Here is a 22,482-nt window from a genome sequence, read left to right on the forward strand (position 1 = left end):
TAATACATAACTAATATTTAGTAAGTTATATATACAGTAAATTTCATCATTATCATGCTTATAATAATAAATCTATTGGAGGAGAAAACCGATTATGGTTAAAAAATCGAATAGCGTAAAAGGAACTGTATATTTTGTATTGCTGGGTCTGTTGCTCTTTGTAGTTGCGGCGGGAGCAGCGGATGCGTTTATATTTAGAGGATACACATTTAATGAAACGAATGCCATATTAAATAACACCAATGTCACCATCGAAGTTTATACTATGGGCGGCGGCGGGCCTCCATCAGTGGTTGGCTCCTATTCTAATATAAGCAATGAGTCCGGATATTTTAGCGTAAATGTCACTCAAAATAGTCCTGAAAATTATTTTTATAGACCAATATTAAGGCACTTTAACGAGACAACCCAGAATCTGGATTATATCGGGCAGTCATTACCGCAATTCCCGCATGAGATGATCTCAATGCTTACGGTAGGCAGCCCGATGAATTTCTACTTGAGGCGCGGCGGTACGATAAACATAAATGCGGTCAACGAGACTGGTGCCAACCAGCAATTCAGGTATATGATAAAGGATACAAGACTGGGCTACCCGATAGCAGAGAACTTCAGCGTTGAAGTAGAGAATGCAAATAACATATACGTTCCTCTGGAAAGGAGCTACTCTATCATGATATTCCCTAACCAGAGCCTGCCTGTAAGCTATGATCTGGACAATCTCTCCACCAAACCGAATAACACGGCAAATATAACATTCAACACATCTATCAGGCTGAGAAGGGTGAGCGGTAATGCAAGTTTATCCAACGGCTCGGCAGGCTTCAACAACCTGACTATAATAGCTTACCTGATGGAACCGGGAAATATGATCGGCAAAGACCACCCGATGCCTGCCAACATGAGCGCATTTAACTGGCAGAATCCACAGTCTGATATGTTTTATGCATCTAACGGCTCCTACAACATGACTCTGCCAGGTTCAGCAATGGATCCGGGTGCGAACATAATGCTCTTTGCAGTGGCGAACTTCGGCGACACTTATTACGGAGCGTTCAGGAATATAACCATGAATTACACGCCATCGGCAATAACTGATTTTAACTTCACGTTACAGCCGCTGTTAGGAGTCGTAGAGAACATTACGGTAACGGATGCAGGTCGTTTTGGACCTCCAGAATCCCAGAACGTGAATGTAACAACCCTTCAACTGCCTTTCCTGCTGAAGAACGGAAGTGCCCCTATAACCGGCTTTGCACATATCGAGGTTGAGGTTGATTACTCAACAGTATATGAACACGGACCAAGTTTTAAGTGGATGTTAGATGTTCAGCAAGCAGACAGCGGGGCATTTTCTTTCCCTGCCATCAATGCAGGCATAAAGAAGATCAATGTATTCACCCAGGATTTCGCACCGCTTAAGACCTCAAGGAATGTCTCTCAACTGCAATCTCAGCCCGTGAATATCGGCTTAACGCAATTTAAACCGGAAAAACCTGATGGAACCGACTTTACAGATATTATGATGGATATGCTGCTGAGCAAATCCGAATGCGACGTTCCAGTTCCAGGCTCCGGCTGTTCTTTAATGCCAGATCCAAATAACGGACAGAGCATAGAGGATTTCAACCCGTTCAAGATAGTGATGGGCGGCGGCAAGATAAGCATGAGGATAAAGAAGCCGAGCCAGGGAATAACCGTGCATTACAAGAATGTCGATATGTTAGCCTCAGGACCGCCTGATGCACTGTTCGACGAGAGCGCAAGCCAGTCGCAGAGCGGCTCATCAGTAGAGCAGGCATGGAGGTTCGGCAGCAAGGGTCCTGAGATATACGATGAGGTCCTTATCGGAGTACCTATCAGTTCAAGTATCAGCATTTCAGGAGTTAAATTAGGAAAACTTTACGACGAGAACTGGAACCCGGTATGGGATATGAGCGCAGGGAATACATCTGCGGACAGGCCCTCTGAGTATAGCAGCTTTCCCGACGCCTGGTTCGGTTCATCAGGCATGTCCTGCAGCACCAGTAATGCCTCCTCAGAATGCTATATCGACTCAGCGAACAACACACTCTGGCTCCGGATACCCCACTTCTCCGGTGTTGGTCCCACGATAGTAGGGACGACCTCTTCAAGCAGCAGTAGCAGCGGTGGCGGCAGCACAGGCGGCGGTGGAGTAACAACTTCAGAGCCGATTTCCAATATAGAGAAGGCTGAAAGCCATGATAAGAGTCTCACCGCCGGCACTCCGGTTACCTATTCGTTCAGTGCAGCCGAGCACGGAATATCCGGGATAGTCATTACTGGCAAAGAGAACGAGAATGCGATAACAGTAAGGATTGAGGCTCTTAAAGGCACCTCGAACAACGTGAAAACCGGTGCTCCCGGAACCGTATATAAGAACCTGAACATTATAGTCGGAACCCAAAAAATAAAGGAAGCTATAATCAAATTCAAAGTCGAGAACTCATGGCTTGATAAGAATAAACCTGCTGGCAGTGATATCAGGCTTGTAAAATGGGACGGAAGCAACTGGATACAGCTTGAAACTGCGGAAAAAAGTAAAGATGGGGCGTTCACGCACTTTGAGGCAAAGACCGGCAGCTTCTCAAGTTTTGCTATAGTTGCAATGAAGGCTTCCGAATCGCAGGCTGTACCGGGGCAGACAGGCGCGAATGTGACCTCGACCGCCGCCGGCCAGGCGGAAACAACTAATGCTCCGTCGACGGCTCCGGAAGAGACCCCCGGGTTTGAGCCAATGCTTGCCGTGTTCGCACTTTGTGCGGTATACCTGTTCGGTAAAAAGAGAAGATGATTTTTCATCTTCTCGATTTTTTATAAGATAGATATGATTTTTAAAAAAGTGAGTCCATTACTTTCAGAGAAGGTCGTATTTTTAATATTTGTATTTGTACTCCTGCTGTTTTTATCAGGTATATTTTCAATATTAGCTGAAGCTAAAAGCGATAAAATAAAAACGGATGTAAAATCCGGCATGTTAAAAGGAGAGAACGTCCCTGTAATAATCATACTGAAAGACCGTTTTTCTCTTAAATCAGTTTCAAAAGACAATGCAGTAATTATGAAGGATGCAGCTTCAGGCAGCCAGGGGAAACTTTCGGCTGTACTGGATGAGGAAAAGAAAAGAGGAAAAGCGAATAAAATAAAACAGTTCCGGATCGTGAACGCTATTGCCGTGAACGCATCGCCCGACCTTATCGAAAGCCTCTCCATGCGCGATGATGTGGCAAGTATAGAACCTGATACCCGGGTTCATATCACAGTCGACTATTCAGCGCAGATACCGGGAGACCGGATAGCTGCCGCAACCGCCGCGATAAAACATATAAACGCTACAGGCGCCTGGGAACAGGGGATTGACGGGACCGGGATCAACGTATCAGTGATAGATACCGGGATTTATTCTTTGCATCCCGATATTTCAGGGCGCGTCATCAAATGGGTTGATCTCGTGAACGGGATTAGCATACCTTATGACGATAATGGTCACGGGACGCATGTCGCAGGAACAGTTGCCGGGAACGGGAGCCAGGGAACTACTACAGGGGTAGCGCCGAATGTGAGCTTATTCGGAGTGAAAGCGCTTAGCGCGGAAGGCTGGGGCTATGAAAGTGATATAATAAGTGGAATAGAATGGTCCGTAGATAACGGGGCTAATGTGATCAGTATGAGCCTTGGAGGAGGTAGCTGGACAACAGCAAACTGCGACACAGATAATCCAGCCATGGCAACTGCAATCAATAATGCTGTTAACGCAGGCATAGTAGTTGTGGCAGCTGCCGGAAACGACGGGGTCAGCGTATCCTCACCGGGCTGCATCCAGAATGCAATTGCCGTTGGTGCGGTTGATAGCAATGATATTATAGCATCCTTCTCAGGCAGAGGTGCGGCTATGGCGGATCATGGGGTTGTTGCGCCAGGTGTCAGTATCACTTCATTGGATCGCTCTAATGGCTACACTATTATGTCAGGCACATCAATGGCAACTCCGCATGTTTCAGGCGCGGTCGCGCTTCTTCTTCATGCCGCAGGAAAAAATGGCTCAACGCTTTCGCCGTCCCAGATAAAAAATATACTTGAAACCACTTCGGTGGATATAGGCACTGCCGGAAAAGATAATACTTACGGAGCAGGAAGACTAAATATCTTTACTTCAATCGCCCCGTCTGTTGTTGCAAATCCCACCGGATATGAGGCAACAGGTGCAGCCAGGAATGGCACTGCAATAACCCTGAATGCAACGATAACTGATAGCCCGGCAGGAGTAAAGAATGCCAGTGTGAATGCCTCGATAATAAATGCCTCTCTAACAAATATCTCACTATCCAATGTCTCAGGCTTCTGGATAAACAATAGTGTAATTGTAAATACCTCAGATGGCACATACAACCTGAATGTTACCGCGTATAATTATATGGGCCTTGTAAATGATTTTGTTCAGCTAGCTGTAGTCGTGGATAGCACCCCTCCTCTTATCATCAACACCAGTTCAACTCCCTCGCAGATAGAAGCCGGCTCAGGAAGCTCCGTATTAAGAGCAAATATAACAGATAACTTAAGCGGCGTTACACAGGTAACGGTGAACCTGAGCGCTATAGGCGGCCCCTCAGCCAGTCCAATGCAGAATTTAAGCGGCATCTGGCAGCTATCTGTAAATACCACAGAGGTCGGGAACTTCTCGCTCTCAGTGAATGCCACAGACGGTGCCGGGAATTTTAAGAACACGAATGTCCTGCTGAACGTGACCGACACAACCCCGCCCGTGATAAGCCGTGCCGCAGCCATTCCGGATTCGATAAGAGCCAGCAGGATCGATTATGCCATACTGGAGGTCAGCACAAGCGACTTTGCCGATGTGAGCAGCATTAGGAACGTTACAGTTAACCTCAGCAGTATCGGTGGAAGCTCCAACCAGGAGATGCAGAACTCAGGCGGTTTATGGCTGTTTAATGTAAGCACGAATACAACAGGCATAGATGGGACATTGATAAGTCTTCCTGTAAATGTAACAGACTCCCGGAATAACAGCAATGCTACAGCCGCTATACTTCTTGGGATCAAAAAGACATTCACTGCAGTTATCGGGACCCCGATATCGTTGAATCTTACGATAGGTACTGTGAACATCAATTTCTCTATCACCATCCCCGAATCTGCCGTGCTGTCGGGTGAGCCGCTATTTGCCCCTGTCGATATTCCTGCGTACGGTGACATGGACTATGCCGGGGTTGCTCTGAACATATCTAACCTGAGTTTGATGCGCCTCTCAGGATCGAAGTTGCATATAATTCCTCTCTCACTACTGAAAATGAATCAAAACTGAGATTGTGGACTTACAATACGACTGCAAGCAGATGGGAAATCACAGATAATTCCAGTGTGGATACCATTAATAAAACGGTCACGGGATACACAAGCCATTTTTCAATATTCGCGCCCCTTGCCGATGTCACACCGCCTGTCATTTCAGGTATTGCGGCATCCTCAATCACCACAGGCTCAGCCGCAGTAACATGGACTACGGATGAGGCGGCGCAGGGCACTGTAAGATACGGTACAGGCAGCGGTGTCTATACATCAACCGAAGAAGAGACCTCCAATGTAACATCCGGCAGCGTGCAATTAACTGGATTGTCTGCAGGCACCAGGTATTATTATATCGTGAGCAGCAAAGACCAGAGCGGCAACACAGCCAACAGTACCGAGATGAGCTTTACAACATCCTCTTCCGGGGGAGGCAGCAGTAGTGCTTCAGGCGGCGGTGGGGGAGGTGGAGGCGGCGGTGGAGCCTCAGCCGAGAACGCTACAAATATTGAAGTAAAAGAAAAATATGACCTGCATATCTTCAAAGATAAGGTGACTGCGTACGCTTTCACCAACCGCAGCAACCCTGTTCTGTTTGTCAATATAACAGGCAATATCAGCGCAGGGGAGATAAATACAGCCGTGGAGATTCTCAGGAACACGTCCTCCTTAGTAAAAACACATGCCCCCGGCCCGGTTTATAAGAATATCAACATCTGGGTCGGAACATCGGGTTTTGCTGTACCAAAAAATATAAAAGATGCAGAGATCACTTTCAGGGTTGAAAAAGAATGGGTCAATCAGAATGAGCCCGGTACAATTACCCTTTACCACTACGATTCCGAATGGGTGGCGCTGCCAACCAGAAAAATAAAAGAGGATGATATATTTGAGTATTATGCGGCTCAGACCGGGAAGTTCTCTCCTTTCGCGATAACCATGTTAAGAGCCGCAGCTCAGGAACCTGCAGGCAGTGTCGCGGCAGCCCAGGTCACTCCTGTGGTAACTGCTGACAATCCTGCAAAACTGAACCAGGGACCGATACCGGTTGCCCCGGAAAAGGGAACGGGCATTATGCTGATAGCAATGGCAGTTTTAGTAATAATAACGGCAATACTCGCAGCAGTCTATATTTTCGAGAAAAAGAAGATCGTATTCTCACCAAAATGATTATGCTTGCCGTGAACAAATACGCAGCCAGTAATGAGCAATAAAAACATTGACAGAATATCCGGCAGGGTATGGAAATTCGGCGATAACATAGATACCGATGTTATCATCCCGGGCAAATACCTGCGCACTACAGATATGAGCGTATTCGCATCTCATGTCATGGAAGGAACAGACCCGCAGTTCTCAAAAAAGGTGCAAAAAGGCGATATAATAGTCGCAGGCAAGAACTTCGGGTGCGGCTCGTCAAGGGAGCAGGCGCCGCTGGCACTGAAACATGCGGGCGTTGCATGTATAGTCGCAGAATCGTTCGCCAGGATTTTTTTCAGGAACGCGATCAACGTGGGTCTCCCGATAATCGAGGCAAAAGTCGATTGTGAAGAAGGAGATATTATTGAGATCGACCTCGGAAAAGGATTCGTAAAAAACAAGGACCAAAGCTACCAGGGAACAAGACTCCCCGATTTCCTGCGCGAAATACTGGTGGACGGCGGGCTTGTGGAGCACCGGAAAAAGAAGGCTTTGCAATGATATTCCCGGCAGATTATAAAAGTGTGGGCGTAACGAGGACCGACCCGGAAGAGCGGATAGGTTGCCCCGTTTATTTCTCAACCGAATACCTGATCGCCGACCTGCCCTCAGGCTATGCGATATACAGGGTGAAAAGTGAGGGCGAAGGGTTATTGAAAAAGCTTGTATCCCTTGAGTTGATCGTAAAAGGGGAACAGATAAGGAAATTCCAGGAAAAACTTGATGCGCACGACAGGACGCGGCTTATAGAATCGGCGATCCCGCTGTGCAAAGGACGCATGAACACAGTGATTTTTGAAGGCATGGACAGGCACATCACTTTCGTGCACGAGCCGAGCCTTCATGAAGTGATGGAGATAGAGATCATCGACATCATGCCCCCGGAACCGCCGTGGCTTGCTTCTGCCATAGAGAGGCTTGTTAAAAGCGGCATACTGGGAGAACTTAATATCAGGTTCACCAAAAAACTCATCGACCTTCGCTCATTCGAGGGTGAAAAAGCGGTCTTTCCCTGCTATGCTTCGGAACTTAAAGGGAAATACCTTGATACCGATACCGATATTGAGAATAATTCCGAGCTTATCGGCTGCGATATCTCAAAACAGATATTCGAACTTCGGTTCCCCAACCTCACTTACAGGCATATAAACATGTGTCCTCTCAAGGCGGAGCTGTACATGCCAGCGAAGCCTTTTATCACAAGATGCTGCCAGAGCAAGAAATCGGGCATGGTGAACATCAATGGCATAGACGGCGCAGTTGTGCACTGGGGAGCGTCCGAGTATGATATCGTGGATGCGATAAGGATGCTGGTGAAGGTTTTGAAAGGCAACAATCATTCAGTCAGTAAACAGTAAAAAATCAAGTTTTTCAAGATTTATATATCGGTTTTTCGATGTTGCCTATTTTAAGGATGTCCATCTCCCGCACCAACCTGAGACGACAGTAAAGCGTTAGCAATGAGTGATCAGCAAAAACCTAATAACCATTAAATACATGTTGTCTTACATACCTATTAAAGAGGTATTAAAGATGTATGTCAAAAAAACCATAACTCTTCCAAAAGAACTGGAAAAAGATGTAGAGAAGTACCTGATAGGCAGGCATTACTCGAATCTCTCTGAGGTCATAAGGGACGGCATAAGGAGGATTCTAAAAGAGTATGGGAAGAAAGAATCCATAGATGAGGCTGCTGAGCTTTATAAAGAGGATAGAATAACCATAAGACAAGCAGCCGACCTTGTGGGCCTTACCCTGAGAGAAACATTGGACGAATTTGGAAAGAGAGGTGTATATATCCGCTACGGTAAAGAAGAGCTTGCTGAGGATACTTCATGATAGTAGTGAGTGATTCTACGCCTCTAATTCATCTTGCCAAAGTGGGATGTATGGAACTTCTCTTTTCTCTATACAAAGAAGTTCTGATTACAAAAGAAGTCTACAGGGAAGTAGTTGAAGAGGGAATTATTCTAGAAAAAGATGATGCAGGGATTATTCAGAAATATGTAGGAAAGAGCATTCATGTAAAAAGTCCCAAGTCACCTTCTGATCTACTGGTAGATAAATATCGCATCCATAAAGGCGAAGCAGACTCAATTCAGCTTGCAAAGGAGATTGGTGCTCAACTTATTCTTATGAACGAAAGGGATGGGAGGAACGCAGCTAAAAATGAGGGATTTAAGGTCAAGGGCAGTATAGGAATCCTATTTGATGCATTAAAGGCAGGAACAATCAATGAAAAAGAAGTTTTAACAATTCTCAATAAATTCAAAAAGAACCCGCAGGTTTTTTGGATAGAACCAGACATTATAAAGTCCGCAATAGAGAAAATACATACAAAATGAATCTAAATATGCAAATAAAAATGGAGCATAATGAAAATAGCTATAGTTCCCGGTGACGGCATAGGAAAGGAAGTAATACCCGCCGCCCTCTCCGTGCTTGACGCTTTTGGTCTTGATATCGAAAAAATACCTCTTGAAATAGGCTATGGAAAATGGAAGCGTACGGGAAGCGCGCTCACTGATGATGATATAAACCTCATTAAAGATTGTGACTGTGTGCTTTTCGGAGCCATCACCACCCCGCCTGACCCGAATTACAGGAGCGTGCTTGTCCGTTTGCGAAAAGAGCTTGATCTGTATGCTAACATCCGCCCGTTCTCACCGCTGAAAACAGTAAAATTACCCTGCGCTAAAAAATTCGATTTTGTTATCGTCAGGGAGAATACAGAGGGCATGTATTCAGGTGTGGAAGAGCTTCACGAAGATGCGGCATATACCACGAGAGTCTTGACACGGAAAGGCTGCGAGAGAATAGCGGAGCGCGCCTGCGCCCTGGCAAAACCCCGCAAAAAGAACATAACGGTCGTGCACAAGGCTAATGTGTTAAAGTCCGACTCCTTTTTCCGCGATGTCTGTACTGGCGTTGCAAAGCGAAATGGCATATCGTATAATGAAATGCTCGTGGACGCCATGGCGTATGACCTTATCCTGCGCCCTGAGAAGTACGATGTGATAGTGACCACCAACCTCTTCGGGGATATCCTCAGCGACGAAGCCGCTGCCATAGCAGGAGGGCTTGGTCTTTGCCCGAGCGCGAATGTGGGCGACCGGTACGCGCTTTTTGAGCCCATCCACGGCAGTGCCCCTGATATTGCGGGAAAAGGCATAGCAAACCCGATAGCGGCTATACTGAGCGTCAGAATGATGCTTGAGTGGATGGGAGAGATGGAAAGTGCGAAATCTATTAGCAGGGCTGTTGACAACGTTCTCCAGCAGGGGATAGTGACGCCTGACATGGGGGGTTCATATTCGACGGTTGATGTATCGGATGCTATAGCAAAAATGGTCAACAGATAGAGAGCATAAAAGATGCTGTTCAATGACTTACGAACAAAACCAAAAAGCATAAATGTGCCTTGTTAGTAAAAGATTATGGATAGGAAGTAAAATAATATTCAACTTAATAAGTTAATCTCTTAATATATTCGTTATATATAAAGTATCTTATGAAGAATAAAAACGAAAATATTATAACATCGCATGAAGATTTGCAGCGAGAAATCGCCGAGCACAAACGGGTGGAGGCACTTAAAGCAGCAAAAGCAGAGGATGAAAAAAACAAGTCAAACGCGATTATTGAAGCCATCGGCGATGGTATCATCATTCAGGATACTGACTTCAAGATAATATATCAAAATCAGGTTCAGAACGATTTACACGGCGACCATGTTGGTGAATACTGTTACAAAGCGTACGAAAGCAGGGATTCCATATGCGAGGGCTGCCCGATTGAATTAACTTTCAGGGATGGAAAGATCCATAAAGCGGAAAGAAGCGTCATCACAGATACCGGAACATTTTACTTCGAACTTACGGGGTCGCCTTTGAGAGATTCTACGGGGAAAATCATAGCAGGGGTCAAGGTTGTCAGAGACATCACCGAAATAAGGCGAAATGAAAAAGCCCTTCAGGAGAGCGAGAAGCGATACCGCAGTCTCTTTGAGACCATGTTGCAGGGAGTGGTCTATCAGGATGCTGAGGGAAAGATAATCTCTGCCAATCCTGCCTCAGAGAAGATATTGGGTTTGACAATCGACCAGATGCAGGGCAGGACCTCCGCAGATCCCAGATGGAAAGCGATACACGAAGATGGCAGGGACTTTCCGGGAGAGACCCACCCATCAATGGTTGCTTTAAGAACCGGAAAAGAAGTAAATAATGTCGTTATGGGGGTTTTTAATCCCCGGGAAGAAAAATACTGCTGGATAAATATTCATGCAGTACCGCAATTCAGATCCGGGGAAAATAAGCCCTACCAGGTATATACAATCTTCGACGATGTCACAGAGCGCAAACGGGCGGAAGAGGAGTTGCGTGAAGGAGAACGTTTCTTAGAAAGCGTCTTCGCAAGCATCCAGGACGGGATCGGCATCATCGACAAAGATATGAACATCCTCCGTGTCAACCCGACCGCTGAAAGGTGGTACCCGTATGCTGTACCGCTTGTTGGCAAGAAATGCTATGAAGCCTACCACAGGCGGAGAGAGCGATGCGAAGTCTGCCCTGCCTGGAAAACACTTAAAACTGGCGAATCAGCCTATAAAGTAGTTACCAAACACGGACAAGGAGGAAAGGAAGTTGGGTGGCTGGAAATCTATAGTTTCCCTATGATCGATACGGCAACGGGGGAAATGAAAGGAGCGATTGAATATGTACGCGATATTACAGAGCGCAAGCGGGTTGAAAAAGAGAAAGACAGGCTCCTGAAAGCCATAGATAACACTACCGACGGAATCACGATTGCCGATGAAAAAGACCGGTACATCTATGTAAATGCAGCATATGCTAAGATTTTCGGTTACTTGCAGGAAGAGTTTATTGGAGAGACCTGGCGGAAAATCACGCCGCCTGAGCTGATAGCTCCAACTGAAAAGGAATTGACAAGGACCCTGCATAACAAGGATTTCGGCACATTCAGGGGAGAGGTTCCTGGTCTTCGGAAAGACGGGACTATAATCCCCACAGAAGTACAGGGCACAACTCTCTGGGATGGGGACGGCAACTACCTGGGACATATATGCGTCGTAAGAGATATTGCAGAACGCAAGCAGATGGAGGAGACTCTGAGGCTGTTCTCAGAGGCTGTGGAGAATGCACCGGACAGTGTTCAAATAGTCGATCTCAACGGTCATATAATCTATTCCAACAAAGCTACTGAAGAAATATACGGCTTCTCTCCAGAAGAGTTCAGGGGAAAGCATGTCAATGAATTGAATGCCGACCCGGAGTTTGCCGGCAAAATTATACTACCCGCCATAAAAGAGAGCGGACGGTGGGTCGGGGAACTCACGGTCAAACACAAAGATGGGAGTACATTCCCTATCTGGTTAAATGCTTCAATGGTCAAAAACAGCAAGAATGAACCCATAGCTATGATGGGTATCATTCACGACATCACCGAACGCAAGCGGGCTGAAGAAGATATTAAAAAATACGCTAAAGAACTTGAGGAATCCAACCGCATGAAGGAGCTGTTCATTGATATCATGCATCACGACCTTATAAATCCCCTGACTGCTGCCAGTGGCTTTATCGAGCTTCTCAAAGAAGATGAGATACAATCCCGGAAAAGGATATATCTGGAAACAATTGAAAAAAATCTGGTCAAGATGCTGGAACTGATGGATAGTGCCACCAAACTTTCTAAACTTGAAAGCTCAAAAAGCATAGAGTTAATGGCTATGGATTTAGAGAAGGTAATTAATGAGGTTATTGGGAACCTGTCTCACCTTGCTGCAGATGCCGGGATGAAGATTGAGAACAAGATAAACATGAGCATGCCTGCCAGGGCAAATAAAATTATAGAAGAAGTGTTTACCAACATAATATCCAATGCAATAAAATACGCTTCAAGCGGTAAAAGGATCGTACTGGAATGCGAAGAGAGGAAAGGATGCTGGAATATCAGGGTTACGGACTTCGGGGAAGGTATAAAAGATCGTGATAAGACGGTAATCTTTGGCAGGTTCCGAAGGATGGCAAAGAAAGGCGTTAAGGGTTCGGGTCTGGGCCTGGCGATTGCCGGTAAGATCATGAAACTGCATAACGGCAGGATATGGGTTGAGGATAATCCCGAAGGTGGGGCGGTTTTTATTGTAGAGATACCAAAGCTTGAGTCACTATATCAACATCATTAGCCCGAACGCCAGTGCTCCTGCCAGGAGAGGCGATATCACCCATGCAATTACTATCTTCTTTACGACCTCGCCTTTTACTATATGCATCCCGCTGTTTGCGCATCCGATGCCGATAACGCCGGCTGCAACGATCTCGCCAAGAGATACAGGAACGCCAAGGATAGAGGCGATGTGGACAATGATAGCAGATGTGAATTCCACGAAAGTGGCCCTGACCACGCAGAGTTCCGTGATCTCCTTTCCTACCGTATCCAGCACCCTGCCTCCCATAAGTAGAGCGCCAAAACCGATCGCCATGCCTGCGAAGACAGACCCGTAAAATTGCGAAAACCCGCCTGCACCTACTATAGGACCTACGGCATTGGCTGCGTTATTGGCTCCGGCAGAGTAGGCTACATAGCAGCCTGAAATGATGAGAAGACCGTTCAGGAGTTTTTTTATCGATGCTTCTGAGTCGCTGTGATCTGCAAGCCAGACAAGGATATCGGCATAAAAGTATTTGCCTAAAATATATGCGAGCAGCCAGGCGAGAATGGGCGTAACTATCCACCAGGCTACAATGTATCCAAGAAGTGGTACATTTAATTTTGAAGCTCCGTAGAAAAGTCCGATCCCCACAACAGCCCCTACAGCCGCCTGACTTGTAGATATAGGGACACGCAGCATGTTTGCCACAAACATAGTTATACCTGCAGCCGCGACCGCGACGATAGCGCCTTCAAGCAGTATTGTTCCTTCAGGGAGAATCCCTTTGCCCAGGGTCTTTATAACTTCTCCGCCGCTGAACACCGCTCCAAGAAGAGAGAATATACCGATCAGCATCACAGCCTGGTACTTTGTCCGGACTTTTGCCCCGTATGCTGCACCCATTGCCGCAGCGGCATTGTTGCCTCCTATGTTAATCCCCATAAAAGCAGCTACAATGAATGCCACAATCAGTATTGAATCCATAATAAATCTCTTAAATCCGACTGGCTACTATTTTTATAGTTAATATAATGTAATGATACAGGCAAAAATTGACTCAAACATGTTCAGGCTTCCGATACCAGCCTGTCGATCAGCTTTCGCCCTTCCTCTGTCTTGAATATCGGCGTGTCCCATTCCTGTATTATCTTCGTCCTTTGCGCTTTTACTTCCATTTTTTTAACAGGATCGTATCCGGTTTTTTCGTAGGTTTCTCTGTAGATCAATATTCCGCATCTCTGCCAGGCAGGCGTCTCTGCGATGTTGATGCCGTGCCGGAACACAAGCTCATGAACATCACTGGCTTTCATGTTCTTCAGGCGTTCTGCGGCTTCGTTTTCACTCAGTCCTGATTTTAGCAGCGTATAGTATCCGTAAGAACTCACATGGTTCCTCCACGTCTCCGCCTGCCTCCATAGAAGATACCTGTAAATATCATCTTTTCCAAGGAGTATGACCCTTGAATCAAATGCTACGGGAGTCTTCATATCCAGGCTGATCGTAAGCGCGGAAGAAAAATAACCCGGGATGACCGAATCTATTTTCTCAATCCTGCTGTTGTACGGAATATCGCAGAAAAAAAAGCTGACCTCATCCGAGAACGTGAAGGCGAACAGCGGGTTCAAGCCGCTTTCCCTGAAAAGGGATTCAACCGAGTCCGCCATCGCATGCGCGAACTTCTCGTCATATGGTTTCTCAAACCCTAATGCAGCAAGCGCGCGCCTGAAACCCCGCCCGTCAATCCTGACAGCAAAAGGAGGGAAGACCCGCAGGTCGGAATAGAGCTCCCTCTCTTTCATTTCTTTTTCTAAAAAAGCATTGCTCAAGATCTATTGTTCTTCCTCGCTGGATATATTATAATCCTCAGGGATCTCTTCAGGCTTCTTGAACTGGTCTTTCACGTGCCTGATAAGGACGACATCAGCGACGGCAGTGACCCACCTGTACGGAATGATAACTCCTCTGTCAGCGTTATCAAACATTTCAGGGTTCAACCGTGAGGCAGCAAGACCCGATACTTTTCTCTCACTTACATCAAGCTGAACGTCACTTACTTTTCCAATGTAAACTCCTCTGTCGGTATAAATGTTCAAACCAAATAATGTCGAAACCTCTGACTGCATCGAATCACCTGACCTGAATATGAACGGGAGAAATATATACTTTATTGATTTTGGCGGTTATTCCGAGAAGTTTAATATGATAATGGATTATTTAGGCGCAGATGTTAACAAATGATGAAATAAAACTACTAATAAAGAAATATGCCCTGCAAAATGCGGTCAAATACAAAAAGACGCCGCAGGCAGGGGCGGTGATGGGAAAGGTCATGGCTAATCCTGAACTTCGCTCGCGGGCAAAGGAAATAACCGGTCTTGTGAACGAAGTCCTTGTCGAAATAGAACAGATGAACCATGAAGCGCGCGAAGAGGAGCTGAAGTCGCTTGCACCCGAGCTCATTGAGGAGTTGAAAGAGAAGAAAGAGCCTGATAAAGGCTTGCCTCCTCTTGAGATGAACGGTCCGCTTGTGATGAGGTTCGCGCCAAACCCCAATGGTCCCCCCACGCTCGGAAGCGCAAGGGGCATAGTTGTGAACTCGGAATATACCAGAAAATATCACGGGAAGCTCATTATCCGCTTTGATGATACCGACCCTGCGACCAAGCGCCCGATGCTTGAGGCTTACGATTGGTACCTTGATGATTGCAGGTGGCTTGGGGCAGTACCCGATGAGGTAGTTATAGCATCGGACAGGATACCGTTATATTATGAGGTCGCAAAAGAACTAATAAGAAAAGACGGAGCCTACGTCTGTTTCTGCGAGCAGGAAGTGTTCAAGGCACTCAAGGACGAAAAGGAAGCATGCCCGCACAGGGAGCAGGGAGTGGAGAAAAACCTTGAATTCTGGAGAGAGATGCTTTCAGGCTGTCGCAGGGAGCAGGAAGCGGTGCTTCGCATCAAGACCGATATAGCCCATAAAGACCCTGCCATCAGGGATTGGGTAGCTTTTCGCATCATCAAGACCCCGCATCCAAGACCGGAAGTGGATGAAAAATACTGCGCATGGCCGTTACTGGATTTCGAAGGGGCTGTTGAAGACCATCTTCTTGGAACGACCCTGATAATTCGCGGCAAGGATCTTGCGGACAGCGAGAAAAGGCAGAGGTATGTATATGAGTACATGGGCTGGACTTACCCGAAGACCATGCACTGGGGGCGCGTGCAGATACACGAGTTCGGGAAGCTAAGCACGAGCGGCATCAAGAAAGCGATCGCTGAAGGGATTTACACAGGATGGGATGACCCGCGCCTGCCCACAATCCGCGCCATCAGAAGAAGAGGCATACAACCTGAGGCGCTTCGGAAGTTCATGATCGACCTCGGTCTTGGCGAGACCGATATAAGCCTGAGCCTGGATACGCTGTACGCTGAGAACAGGAAGCTCGTTGATCCTGTAGCGAACAGGTATTTCTTTGTCTGGGACCCCGTTGAAATGAACATCGAGGGCGCAGAGCCGAAAATAGCAAAGGCGCCGCTCCATCCTTCGCGTGGAGGGATGAGGGAGATACCTGTGGGAACAACAGTGCTGGTTTGCAGGAATGATGTTGATACGCTCAAGGCTGGCGAACGCCTGCGCCTGAAAGACCTTTGCAACATCCAGATAACCGGCATCTCACCGCTGACAGCGAAGTTCATTGGCACCGATATGGACCTTGTCAAGAAAGAGAAGGCACGCATCATCCACTGGGCGCCGCCTGACGGGCTGAAGGTCAAAGTGCTGTCGCCCGACGGAGAATATACAGGCATCGGGGAGCGCGGGATAGAGAGAGAGGTGGATAAGGTTGTGCAGTTCGAGAGGTTCGGGTTCGTGAGGATCGATAGCGTTAGCGGGGATGAGGTCGTGGCGTATTTTACGCATAAGTAAGAAAAGAATTTAGGAAAAATAACCTATGAATATACGCTTATCTCAGGAAACCCCTAAAGGAAAATATCTGGAGGTAGACTGCGAAAATCAGCTTGTACAAATAATATTTACGTGGCATTCTTTGGATGCAATCGAAGACTATGAAATGACACTTGAAAATATATTAAATTATTTATTATATCCAGAAGAAGTAGTAAAGGGGCATGCAAACAGATATATTGCGCATCGAAGATTAAATCATCATTTAGCAAGAGTAGTCTATGAATATGACGGGCGCAATGTTATCGTAATAACTTTTTATATAAGTTATGTTAATAGATACTTTAGAGAAGGAAAATATGAAGATAAAATACTATCCTGATGCCGATGCGCTGGTTGTGAGGATACTTGATGAAAAACCAGACCATGGTGAGCAAGTAGGCGAAGAGATGATTCTTCATTATACCAAAGACAATAAACTTGTTAAGATAGAAATACTTGATGCTTCCAGAACAGTGATTGATTTTCTCCAGCCAATACTCAGCCAGAAGCCTTTGAAAGCATCAAGAGCGACAGCATAATACAGAGTTCCTGGAGAGGGTATATACCAATGGTGTTATCGCCCGATGGGGAATATACAGGCATCGGGGAGCGCGGGATTGAGAAGGAAGTGGACAGGGTCGTGCAATTTGAGAGGTTCTGGTTCGTGAGGATCGATAGCGTTAGCGGGGGTGAGGTCATGGCGTATTTCACGCATAAGTGAAATAATGCTGGAGGTTTACCCCCGCCCCAGCAGCCTGCACGTCTTGCATACCGCCTCGCTGCCCGGTTCCCCGCAGAGCCTGCACTGCACTATCTTCGTATCGGGCGGACGCAGCGCCGGGGCGAGCACATCAAACCCCCCAAGCAGGGAGTATTTCGTTCCCGGATGCTTTACCTCGTAGTTATTGACCATTTCGCGAATCTCGTTGCGGAGCGCCTCACCTGCATAGGGGCACTCATCCGTGCTCACGGGCAGGTCATTTAAGAACCCGTAAAGCGCCACCTCTTTTTCAGGGATGCTTCGGAGCGGTTTTATTCGCATTACAAGACCGGGCTGGATTACGCCGGGCAGCATTCTCTTTAATCTGTCCATATCCCCGCGCAGGTAGTTCATCAGGATGGTCTGCGCCTCGTCATCAAGATTATGACCTATAGCGAGTTTATCAGCGCCAAGCTCCCGTGCGGCTTTATTCAGGAGGTTTTTCCGGAGCACGCCGCATAAAGTGCAGGCGGCGTGTTCTTTTCTTTTCGTAAGCTCATCAAGAGTAGTGCCGAACCCTTCCTCGAACGTTTTTATGGTATGGGGAATCCCAAGCTCCCCTGTGAGCTTTACAGCATGGGATAATGTATGTTCCCTGTATCCTTTGATGCCTTCATCTATCGTGATCGCCAGAAGTTCGATATCAGGTCTGTTTTTAAATATCTTATGCAGGACATAGAGAAGAGCAACACTATCTTTTCCCCCGCTAAGCGCGACTGCTATCCTGTCGTTCTTTTCGACCATCCTGAGTTTTCGGATATCACGTTTTATCTTCCTTTCAACGTCATCTATAAAGTGCACCCTGCACAGGTGAGCATTTGAGTATTTCTGGAATACAACCGCGCTTTTGTTGCATCGCTGGCATTTCATGTATTTGCATAAAACGATCTCATTTTATTAATAATCTGTCCAGAGATTAGCTAACTCCATATAATCTATGTAATGTACGTAGCAGAAAAAAAGAAGGGAAGGGTTAGAACCGTTTTGGAGGTTCTAATCCCGTCCATTAGAACTGATGGGTTTTAGCGACCATCTATTCTTCGTCTTATTTACCCTCTCCAGCGTGTCCACTATTCTGGATGCCTGCTGTAACACCTGTGCAAGGATTCTCCTTGAATATATTTTCGAGCCAGTGAATGATCTCCACATGCGTAATATCTTCATCATCTTCATCTTCCTCAGTTTCTGGTACTAATTTTACAGTCACTGTCATATCGCCGGTCACGTTGATATGGTCTTTGCTTTTCTCATATTCTTCCGCACTTACTTTATATTTATAGTCTCCAGGGATTAAGTTGGTGAATATTGCAGTTCCTGTATCGTCTGTTTTGATTTTACTTCCGTTCATTGAGACTTTCGCGCCAGCGATTGGCAAACCCGTCTCGTTGTCAATGACTGTGAAAGTTACATTAACAGCAGTTGATGGGGGCGTATCTGGCGAAGGTGTCTGTAGACTGTAAGTCACATTTACCGAGGTTTCTGTAGTATTTCCAGATGTGTCTGTTGCTCTTGCATAGATAGTATTCGAACCTGATGCAAGGGTTACAGGTGAGCTCCATGATGTGTTTCCGGTTGCTTCCGCATAGCTTCCTTCTGCTCCTACTTTCACTTCCACTTTGCTGACACCGATATCATCAGAAGCAGTTCCGTTGACTGTTATAGCGTCAGTTGTGAATGTCTGTCCATCTGTCGGAGAGGTTATGGCGATGACCGGAGGAGTATCTGATGTTGGAGTTGGAGTATCTGGTGTTGGAGTTGGCGCAGGTGGAAGTTGTCCATTCAGTTTATAGTACTCACCAGCAGGAGTCAATGTTCCTCCTCCGTTGGGATCTACATGACACGTGCCACATGAAGCACCGGTTTCAGTTGCATAGGATGGATATGCTGATGCTTGAGGTGCCAATACCAGAGCCATTACAGCTAAAAGCAATAGCCCGATTTTCATTTTATTATTCATCTGTTTATCTCCTTTTATTCATTCAGATCCGCTCTGTTTATCATTTTCGTTCATATAATCGGGGCAAAAACGCAGACAGTTTTATTCACTGCCTGTATTTACGTCCTGACCCATGGCGAGGAATATAAAACATTGCGAAATCTTATGTTACGTCCTTGGCTCCCCTGGTAAATAAAAGGTATAATCCGTAATCAGTAATGATTCTCATCGATGAAAACGACAGAAAATACGGTATGCGTAGGATACTGAACATTAAAAAAAGACATACGATTATCTATAGGATGAGCCCCTGCCCAATCTTAGTGGCTATCCACCCTTATATGCTGACTTCATTGGAACAAGGCTTGGCAAGCCTTTTCCACAGCCTGATGATCTTGTCATTGCAATCCTCCATTTTCAGGCTGACTGAAAGCATACCCTTATGGAAATTAACTTTAACTTCACGAACTACGCAGCGGTAATATTTTTCTTCATTACCCGAGAGATGTATGATCGTCTTGACGTGCTTTATCAGCCCAGAATCTTCCAGGAGCTTCAACTTCCTGTACACGGTTGCAAGGGGTATACCGAGCTCCGTGCATAACAGGAGGGCAGAACATTCCATGCTGGAGGTCATGGATAGTATCGCCCTTGAGTACTTATCTCCCAAAAGTTCAATAAGCATTTCTTCCGTCTTCATTTTTTGTACCCTGTTATCAATTTTTTAATCCGCATTTGATAGGATTTTACAATATAAGGTCATAAATCATACAGCATAAACCTGCCGACGGTTTCGATGGTTTTGATAGTTTCATTTTGATTAATTTATAAAAGCTTTTATGTAGCCAGACTTACAGGAAATTTTTAGCTTATGACTTCGCGCTTCGCCGCATCGTCACAATAGAAGGGTTCTCCATTATGCGGTAAGCTGCATCCGTATCTTTGCCTATTTTCACATCCCCTTTCCGTCCCACTGTGGCGGTAAAAAGATAATCCTCCCCGCTGTACACATCCACGGTCTCACCTGCTAACCCGGCGACCGTAAGGACCGCATATTTCTTTGTGCTCTCAACCGCTGGTATGAAGCCCGATACTTCGGATTTTCCAGCCTTTTTTTCTTTCTTTTTACCTTCCCGCCTCTCCCGTATTTCCAGATGGATGCCCAGCTTTTTCTCGATCTGGTCTATATTCTTCCCCCCTCTCCCGATAACGTTCGGTATATCTTCCTCATTCATGTACACTGTGGCACTTGAATCGGAAACGACTTCAATTTCAATAGCGTCCCGCGTGTATTTCTGCAATTCCCTCTGCACTGCTGCGGCTCCAAGGTCCCATATGCCCGGACGTTTTGCAGCAACTTCCCCGACCGGCATTACCACGACCTGTTCGCCGTACGTGTATATCTCGTACTCGACTTTCCTTGTCTCAAAATCAGTTACTGTTATAACTGGTCTTGAAAGGTCCTGCTCAATCATTCCATGCGGCACTTTCACTGTGAAACCGATATCATATACCTTGGAAATCTCGCCTTTTTCTATGAAAACAACCGTGTCCACGACCTGCGGTATGATACCGAGTTCAACCCTTCCTATGAGCCTCTGGATAGCATCAACAGCCCTTGTGGCATGCACTACCCCTATCATACCGACGCCTGCCATCCTCATATCCGCAAAAACATAGAAATCTTTCGTCTTTCTGACCTCATCGTATATCGTATAGTCCGGCCTCACGAGCAGCATGATATCCGCCGTCTTTTCCATATCGCGCTCAAGCGGACCGTACTGTGTTATCGCGTCCCGTACCTGCAGGTCGCGCGGCGATTCCATGGTTTTCACGATAAATCCTTTGTCGTGCAGGAACTCAGCAACACCGGCTGCGAACGTGGATTTTCCCGCGCCGGGCGGACCGGCTACAAGAATGCCCCGCTGCCTTTCGATGATCCTGCTTTTAAGCTCCTTGCTCAGCCTGTAATCCTCAAGACGCACTACGGCTATAGGTCTTACAGCCGTTATCTCCATGCCGTCTGAGAACGGGGGCTGTGCCGCCGCTATACGCATCGAGCCTATCTGGAACACGGTCGCACCCGTAAAATCCATCTCTAAAAATGAATCTGGGTCGCGTTTTGCTCGTTCGATAAGCTCGCGTACGATAGCATGAAGCTCGGTGTCCGTACAGACCTCGTCCCTGATCTTTACAAGCTTCTGGTTACCGATAGTGCCCCTTTTCGCCATGGGAGGAACATTGACTTTAAGATGCACAGAAAGCGTATCGTCTGTGAAGAATTCCGCGATGTGGAGAGGCTTTAACTCTTCTACCCTGGGATACAGGTATTCCACATCCAGTCCTTTGGCGCGGGCGACCTCTGCCTGTACCTTATCGCTTGTAATGAATATCGCCTTATTCTCGACCGCTACAGCACGTATCATGGAATCTATCTCACCTGTGGCTGCAAGTTTCACCTGCTCCGGCGATGGTCTTTTTCCCTGGTACTCAAGACGGATCTCTCCCCTCTTTGCCATCTCGCTGAGTTCTTTTAGCTCTTCAAGCCCTTTGAAGCCGATTTCCCTGCCCCTGTTCGCCTGTGCTTCAAGCTCGGAGACGAGGGCTTCAGGGATGATTACAGTTGCCTGCCTGTATTCACCCTCCTTTAATTTCGCTGTTATCCTGCCGTCGATGATAACGCTGGTATCGGGGACTATACAAAGCTCTTCTGTCATATTGTTATAAATACATCCCGTAAAGTTAAAAATGTTCTTATCTTTCCACAGGAAGCGTATCGAACATAAAGAATAAGTAGTTTGGTTGTGATTTAAAGTCCTTAGTCCCGTAGGGTAGTGGTCAATCCTTCTGGCCTTTGGAGCCGGAGACGACGGTTCGAATCCGCCCGGGACTATTAATTTTTTTTCCGGTCATATTACCGGTCTTAAATAATCCCAATTTACAGGACATATCGAAAATGCCCGTGTACATGACCGGAGCATATAAATTAGCCACAGAGATGCAGAGGCACAGAGACCGTTGAGATGAGCATCAAAAGCTATCTCCTTACTCCAATCTCTGTGTTCTCTGTGCCTGGTATGAAAACAGACACTATTTAAACAACGAACTCGTACGAACTGATACGAACTCACGCAACCGGAGTTCGT

Annotated in this window: 20 protein-coding genes and 1 tRNA gene; 14 read left to right on the forward strand and 7 right to left on the reverse strand. The window is 46.5% G+C overall.

Annotated features, from left to right (window positions below):
• Nucleotides 1-94 precede the first annotated feature (94 nt).
• From MNV_RS00975 to MNV_RS01015, 9 genes are all read left to right on the forward strand, one after another.
• Nucleotides 95-2,815 carry a PGF-pre-PGF domain-containing protein gene (locus MNV_RS00975; RefSeq protein ID WP_096203509.1) on the forward strand — a complete coding sequence of 907 codons (2,721 nt, stop codon included), beginning with the start codon at nucleotides 95-97 and terminating at the stop codon, nucleotides 2,813-2,815.
• A gap of 33 nt (nucleotides 2,816-2,848) precedes the next feature.
• The gene (locus MNV_RS00980; protein ID WP_096203511.1) at nucleotides 2,849-5,344 is read left to right on the forward strand and encodes a S8 family peptidase; all 2,496 of its coding nucleotides are present in this window, start codon (nucleotides 2,849-2,851) and stop codon (nucleotides 5,342-5,344) included.
• Nucleotides 5,345-5,346: 2 nt separating this feature from the next.
• Nucleotides 5,347-6,495: a PGF-pre-PGF domain-containing protein gene (locus tag MNV_RS00985; RefSeq protein WP_096203513.1), complete on the forward strand. Its 1,149-nt coding sequence runs from the start codon at nucleotides 5,347-5,349 to the stop codon at nucleotides 6,493-6,495.
• Between the two features lie 33 nt (nucleotides 6,496-6,528).
• The gene (gene hacB / locus MNV_RS00990) at nucleotides 6,529-7,026 is read left to right on the forward strand and encodes a homoaconitase small subunit (protein ID WP_096203515.1); all 498 of its coding nucleotides are present in this window, start codon (nucleotides 6,529-6,531) and stop codon (nucleotides 7,024-7,026) included.
• Nucleotides 7,023-7,883, forward strand: a complete 861-nt coding sequence (locus MNV_RS00995) for a DUF7714 family protein (RefSeq protein WP_096203517.1) — start codon at nucleotides 7,023-7,025, stop codon at nucleotides 7,881-7,883. The genes hacB and MNV_RS00995 overlap by 4 nt, the downstream gene beginning before the upstream one ends.
• A 175-nt stretch (nucleotides 7,884-8,058) precedes the next feature.
• Nucleotides 8,059-8,364, forward strand: coding sequence for a UPF0175 family protein (locus MNV_RS01000; RefSeq protein ID WP_179293723.1), 306 nt, complete (start codon nucleotides 8,059-8,061; stop codon nucleotides 8,362-8,364).
• Nucleotides 8,361-8,870: a DUF3368 domain-containing protein gene (locus MNV_RS01005; protein ID WP_096203521.1), complete on the forward strand. Its 510-nt coding sequence runs from the start codon at nucleotides 8,361-8,363 to the stop codon at nucleotides 8,868-8,870. Before MNV_RS01000 ends, MNV_RS01005 begins: the two co-directional genes overlap by 4 nt.
• Before the next feature lie 30 nt (nucleotides 8,871-8,900).
• Nucleotides 8,901-9,887, forward strand: coding sequence for an isocitrate/isopropylmalate dehydrogenase family protein (locus MNV_RS01010; protein WP_096203523.1), 987 nt, complete (start codon nucleotides 8,901-8,903; stop codon nucleotides 9,885-9,887).
• Between the two features lie 149 nt (nucleotides 9,888-10,036).
• Nucleotides 10,037-12,727, forward strand: a complete 2,691-nt coding sequence (locus MNV_RS01015; protein WP_096203524.1) for a PAS domain S-box protein — start codon at nucleotides 10,037-10,039, stop codon at nucleotides 12,725-12,727.
• Here the strand turns inward: MNV_RS01015 and MNV_RS01020 are convergent.
• From MNV_RS01020 to MNV_RS01030, 3 genes are all read right to left on the reverse strand, one after another.
• Nucleotides 12,710-13,678 carry an inorganic phosphate transporter gene (locus MNV_RS01020; RefSeq protein WP_096203525.1) on the reverse strand — a complete coding sequence of 323 codons (969 nt, stop codon included), beginning with the start codon at nucleotides 13,676-13,678 and terminating at the stop codon, nucleotides 12,710-12,712. The genes MNV_RS01015 and MNV_RS01020 overlap by 18 nt on opposite strands.
• An 83-nt stretch (nucleotides 13,679-13,761) precedes the next feature.
• On the reverse strand, nucleotides 13,762-14,520 hold the full coding sequence (locus MNV_RS01025) for a tRNA(His) guanylyltransferase Thg1 family protein (RefSeq protein WP_306453607.1): 759 nt from the start codon (nucleotides 14,518-14,520) through the stop codon (nucleotides 13,762-13,764).
• A gap of 3 nt (nucleotides 14,521-14,523) precedes the next feature.
• Complete coding sequence (locus MNV_RS01030) at nucleotides 14,524-14,817, reverse strand: PRC-barrel domain-containing protein (RefSeq protein ID WP_096203526.1); 294 nt, start codon at nucleotides 14,815-14,817, stop codon at nucleotides 14,524-14,526.
• A gap of 101 nt (nucleotides 14,818-14,918) precedes the next feature.
• Between MNV_RS01030 and MNV_RS01035 the strand changes: the two genes are divergently transcribed.
• Genes MNV_RS01035 through MNV_RS19215 form a run of 4 tightly spaced genes read left to right on the forward strand, consistent with a single transcriptional unit; the run spans nucleotide 14,919 to nucleotide 17,361 of the window.
• Nucleotides 14,919-16,619: a glutamate--tRNA ligase gene (locus MNV_RS01035; protein ID WP_096203527.1), complete on the forward strand. Its 1,701-nt coding sequence runs from the start codon at nucleotides 14,919-14,921 to the stop codon at nucleotides 16,617-16,619.
• Between the two features lie 25 nt (nucleotides 16,620-16,644).
• Nucleotides 16,645-16,980: a DUF4258 domain-containing protein gene (locus tag MNV_RS19210; protein ID WP_179293724.1), complete on the forward strand. Its 336-nt coding sequence runs from the start codon at nucleotides 16,645-16,647 to the stop codon at nucleotides 16,978-16,980.
• Nucleotides 16,958-17,179 carry a DUF2283 domain-containing protein gene (locus tag MNV_RS01045; protein ID WP_179293725.1) on the forward strand — a complete coding sequence of 74 codons (222 nt, stop codon included), beginning with the start codon at nucleotides 16,958-16,960 and terminating at the stop codon, nucleotides 17,177-17,179. Before MNV_RS19210 ends, MNV_RS01045 begins: the two co-directional genes overlap by 23 nt.
• Nucleotides 17,180-17,208: 29 nt before the next feature.
• The gene (locus tag MNV_RS19215; RefSeq protein WP_179293726.1) at nucleotides 17,209-17,361 is read left to right on the forward strand and encodes a hypothetical protein; all 153 of its coding nucleotides are present in this window, start codon (nucleotides 17,209-17,211) and stop codon (nucleotides 17,359-17,361) included.
• A 15-nt stretch (nucleotides 17,362-17,376) separates the two neighbouring features.
• On the opposite strand, the gene MNV_RS01050 is transcribed toward MNV_RS19215, so the two are convergent.
• The 4 genes from MNV_RS01050 to MNV_RS01065 all read right to left on the reverse strand — a co-directional run bounded on the left by MNV_RS01050 (nucleotide 17,377) and on the right by MNV_RS01065 (nucleotide 22,053).
• Nucleotides 17,377-18,270: a TIGR00269 family protein gene (locus tag MNV_RS01050; protein ID WP_096203529.1), complete on the reverse strand. Its 894-nt coding sequence runs from the start codon at nucleotides 18,268-18,270 to the stop codon at nucleotides 17,377-17,379.
• A 175-nt stretch (nucleotides 18,271-18,445) separates the two neighbouring features.
• Nucleotides 18,446-19,315: an Ig-like domain-containing protein gene (locus tag MNV_RS01055; RefSeq protein ID WP_179293727.1), complete on the reverse strand. Its 870-nt coding sequence runs from the start codon at nucleotides 19,313-19,315 to the stop codon at nucleotides 18,446-18,448.
• A gap of 358 nt (nucleotides 19,316-19,673) precedes the next feature.
• Nucleotides 19,674-20,036 carry an ArsR/SmtB family transcription factor gene (locus MNV_RS01060; RefSeq protein WP_096203531.1) on the reverse strand — a complete coding sequence of 121 codons (363 nt, stop codon included), beginning with the start codon at nucleotides 20,034-20,036 and terminating at the stop codon, nucleotides 19,674-19,676.
• 169 nt (nucleotides 20,037-20,205) lie between these two features.
• Nucleotides 20,206-22,053, reverse strand: a complete 1,848-nt coding sequence (locus MNV_RS01065) for a PINc/VapC family ATPase (protein WP_096203532.1) — start codon at nucleotides 22,051-22,053, stop codon at nucleotides 20,206-20,208.
• A 103-nt stretch (nucleotides 22,054-22,156) separates the two neighbouring features.
• Here MNV_RS01065 and MNV_RS01070 point away from each other — a divergent pair.
• Nucleotides 22,157-22,229, forward strand: a tRNA-Gln gene (locus MNV_RS01070).
• The last annotated feature ends 253 nt before the right edge of the window (nucleotides 22,230-22,482 follow it).

The sequence above is a fragment of the Candidatus Methanoperedens nitratireducens genome (assembly GCF_900196725.1).
GTDB lineage: Archaea > Halobacteriota > Methanosarcinia > Methanosarcinales > Methanoperedenaceae > Methanoperedens > Methanoperedens nitroreducens_A.

Coding starts and splice junctions, on each gene's coding strand:
- MNV_RS01005 (WP_096203521.1), top strand. CDS start 8,361: ATGATAGTAGTGAGTGATTCTACGCCTCTAATTCATCTTGCCAAAGTG.
- MNV_RS00995 (WP_096203517.1), top strand. CDS start 7,023: ATGATATTCCCGGCAGATTATAAAAGTGTGGGCGTAACGAGGACCGAC.
- MNV_RS01010 (WP_096203523.1), top strand. CDS start 8,901: ATGAAAATAGCTATAGTTCCCGGTGACGGCATAGGAAAGGAAGTAATA.
- MNV_RS01030 (WP_096203526.1), bottom strand. CDS start 14,817: ATGCAGTCAGAGGTTTCGACATTATTTGGTTTGAACATTTATACCGAC.
- MNV_RS01045 (WP_179293725.1), top strand. CDS start 16,958: ATGAAGATAAAATACTATCCTGATGCCGATGCGCTGGTTGTGAGGATA.
- MNV_RS19215 (WP_179293726.1), top strand. CDS start 17,209: ATGGTGTTATCGCCCGATGGGGAATATACAGGCATCGGGGAGCGCGGG.
- MNV_RS00980 (WP_096203511.1), top strand. CDS start 2,849: ATGATTTTTAAAAAAGTGAGTCCATTACTTTCAGAGAAGGTCGTATTT.
- MNV_RS01000 (WP_179293723.1), top strand. CDS start 8,059: ATGTATGTCAAAAAAACCATAACTCTTCCAAAAGAACTGGAAAAAGAT.
- hacB (WP_096203515.1), top strand. CDS start 6,529: ATGAGCAATAAAAACATTGACAGAATATCCGGCAGGGTATGGAAATTC.
- MNV_RS01055 (WP_179293727.1), bottom strand. CDS start 19,315: ATGGCTCTGGTATTGGCACCTCAAGCATCAGCATATCCATCCTATGCA.
- MNV_RS01050 (WP_096203529.1), bottom strand. CDS start 18,270: ATGAAATGCCAGCGATGCAACAAAAGCGCGGTTGTATTCCAGAAATAC.
- MNV_RS19210 (WP_179293724.1), top strand. CDS start 16,645: ATGAATATACGCTTATCTCAGGAAACCCCTAAAGGAAAATATCTGGAG.
- MNV_RS01065 (WP_096203532.1), bottom strand. CDS start 22,053: ATGACAGAAGAGCTTTGTATAGTCCCCGATACCAGCGTTATCATCGAC.
- MNV_RS00975 (WP_096203509.1), top strand. CDS start 95: ATGGTTAAAAAATCGAATAGCGTAAAAGGAACTGTATATTTTGTATTG.
- MNV_RS01035 (WP_096203527.1), top strand. CDS start 14,919: ATGTTAACAAATGATGAAATAAAACTACTAATAAAGAAATATGCCCTG.
- MNV_RS01020 (WP_096203525.1), bottom strand. CDS start 13,678: ATGGATTCAATACTGATTGTGGCATTCATTGTAGCTGCTTTTATGGGG.
- MNV_RS01060 (WP_096203531.1), bottom strand. CDS start 20,036: ATGAAGACGGAAGAAATGCTTATTGAACTTTTGGGAGATAAGTACTCA.
- MNV_RS01015 (WP_096203524.1), top strand. CDS start 10,037: ATGAAGAATAAAAACGAAAATATTATAACATCGCATGAAGATTTGCAG.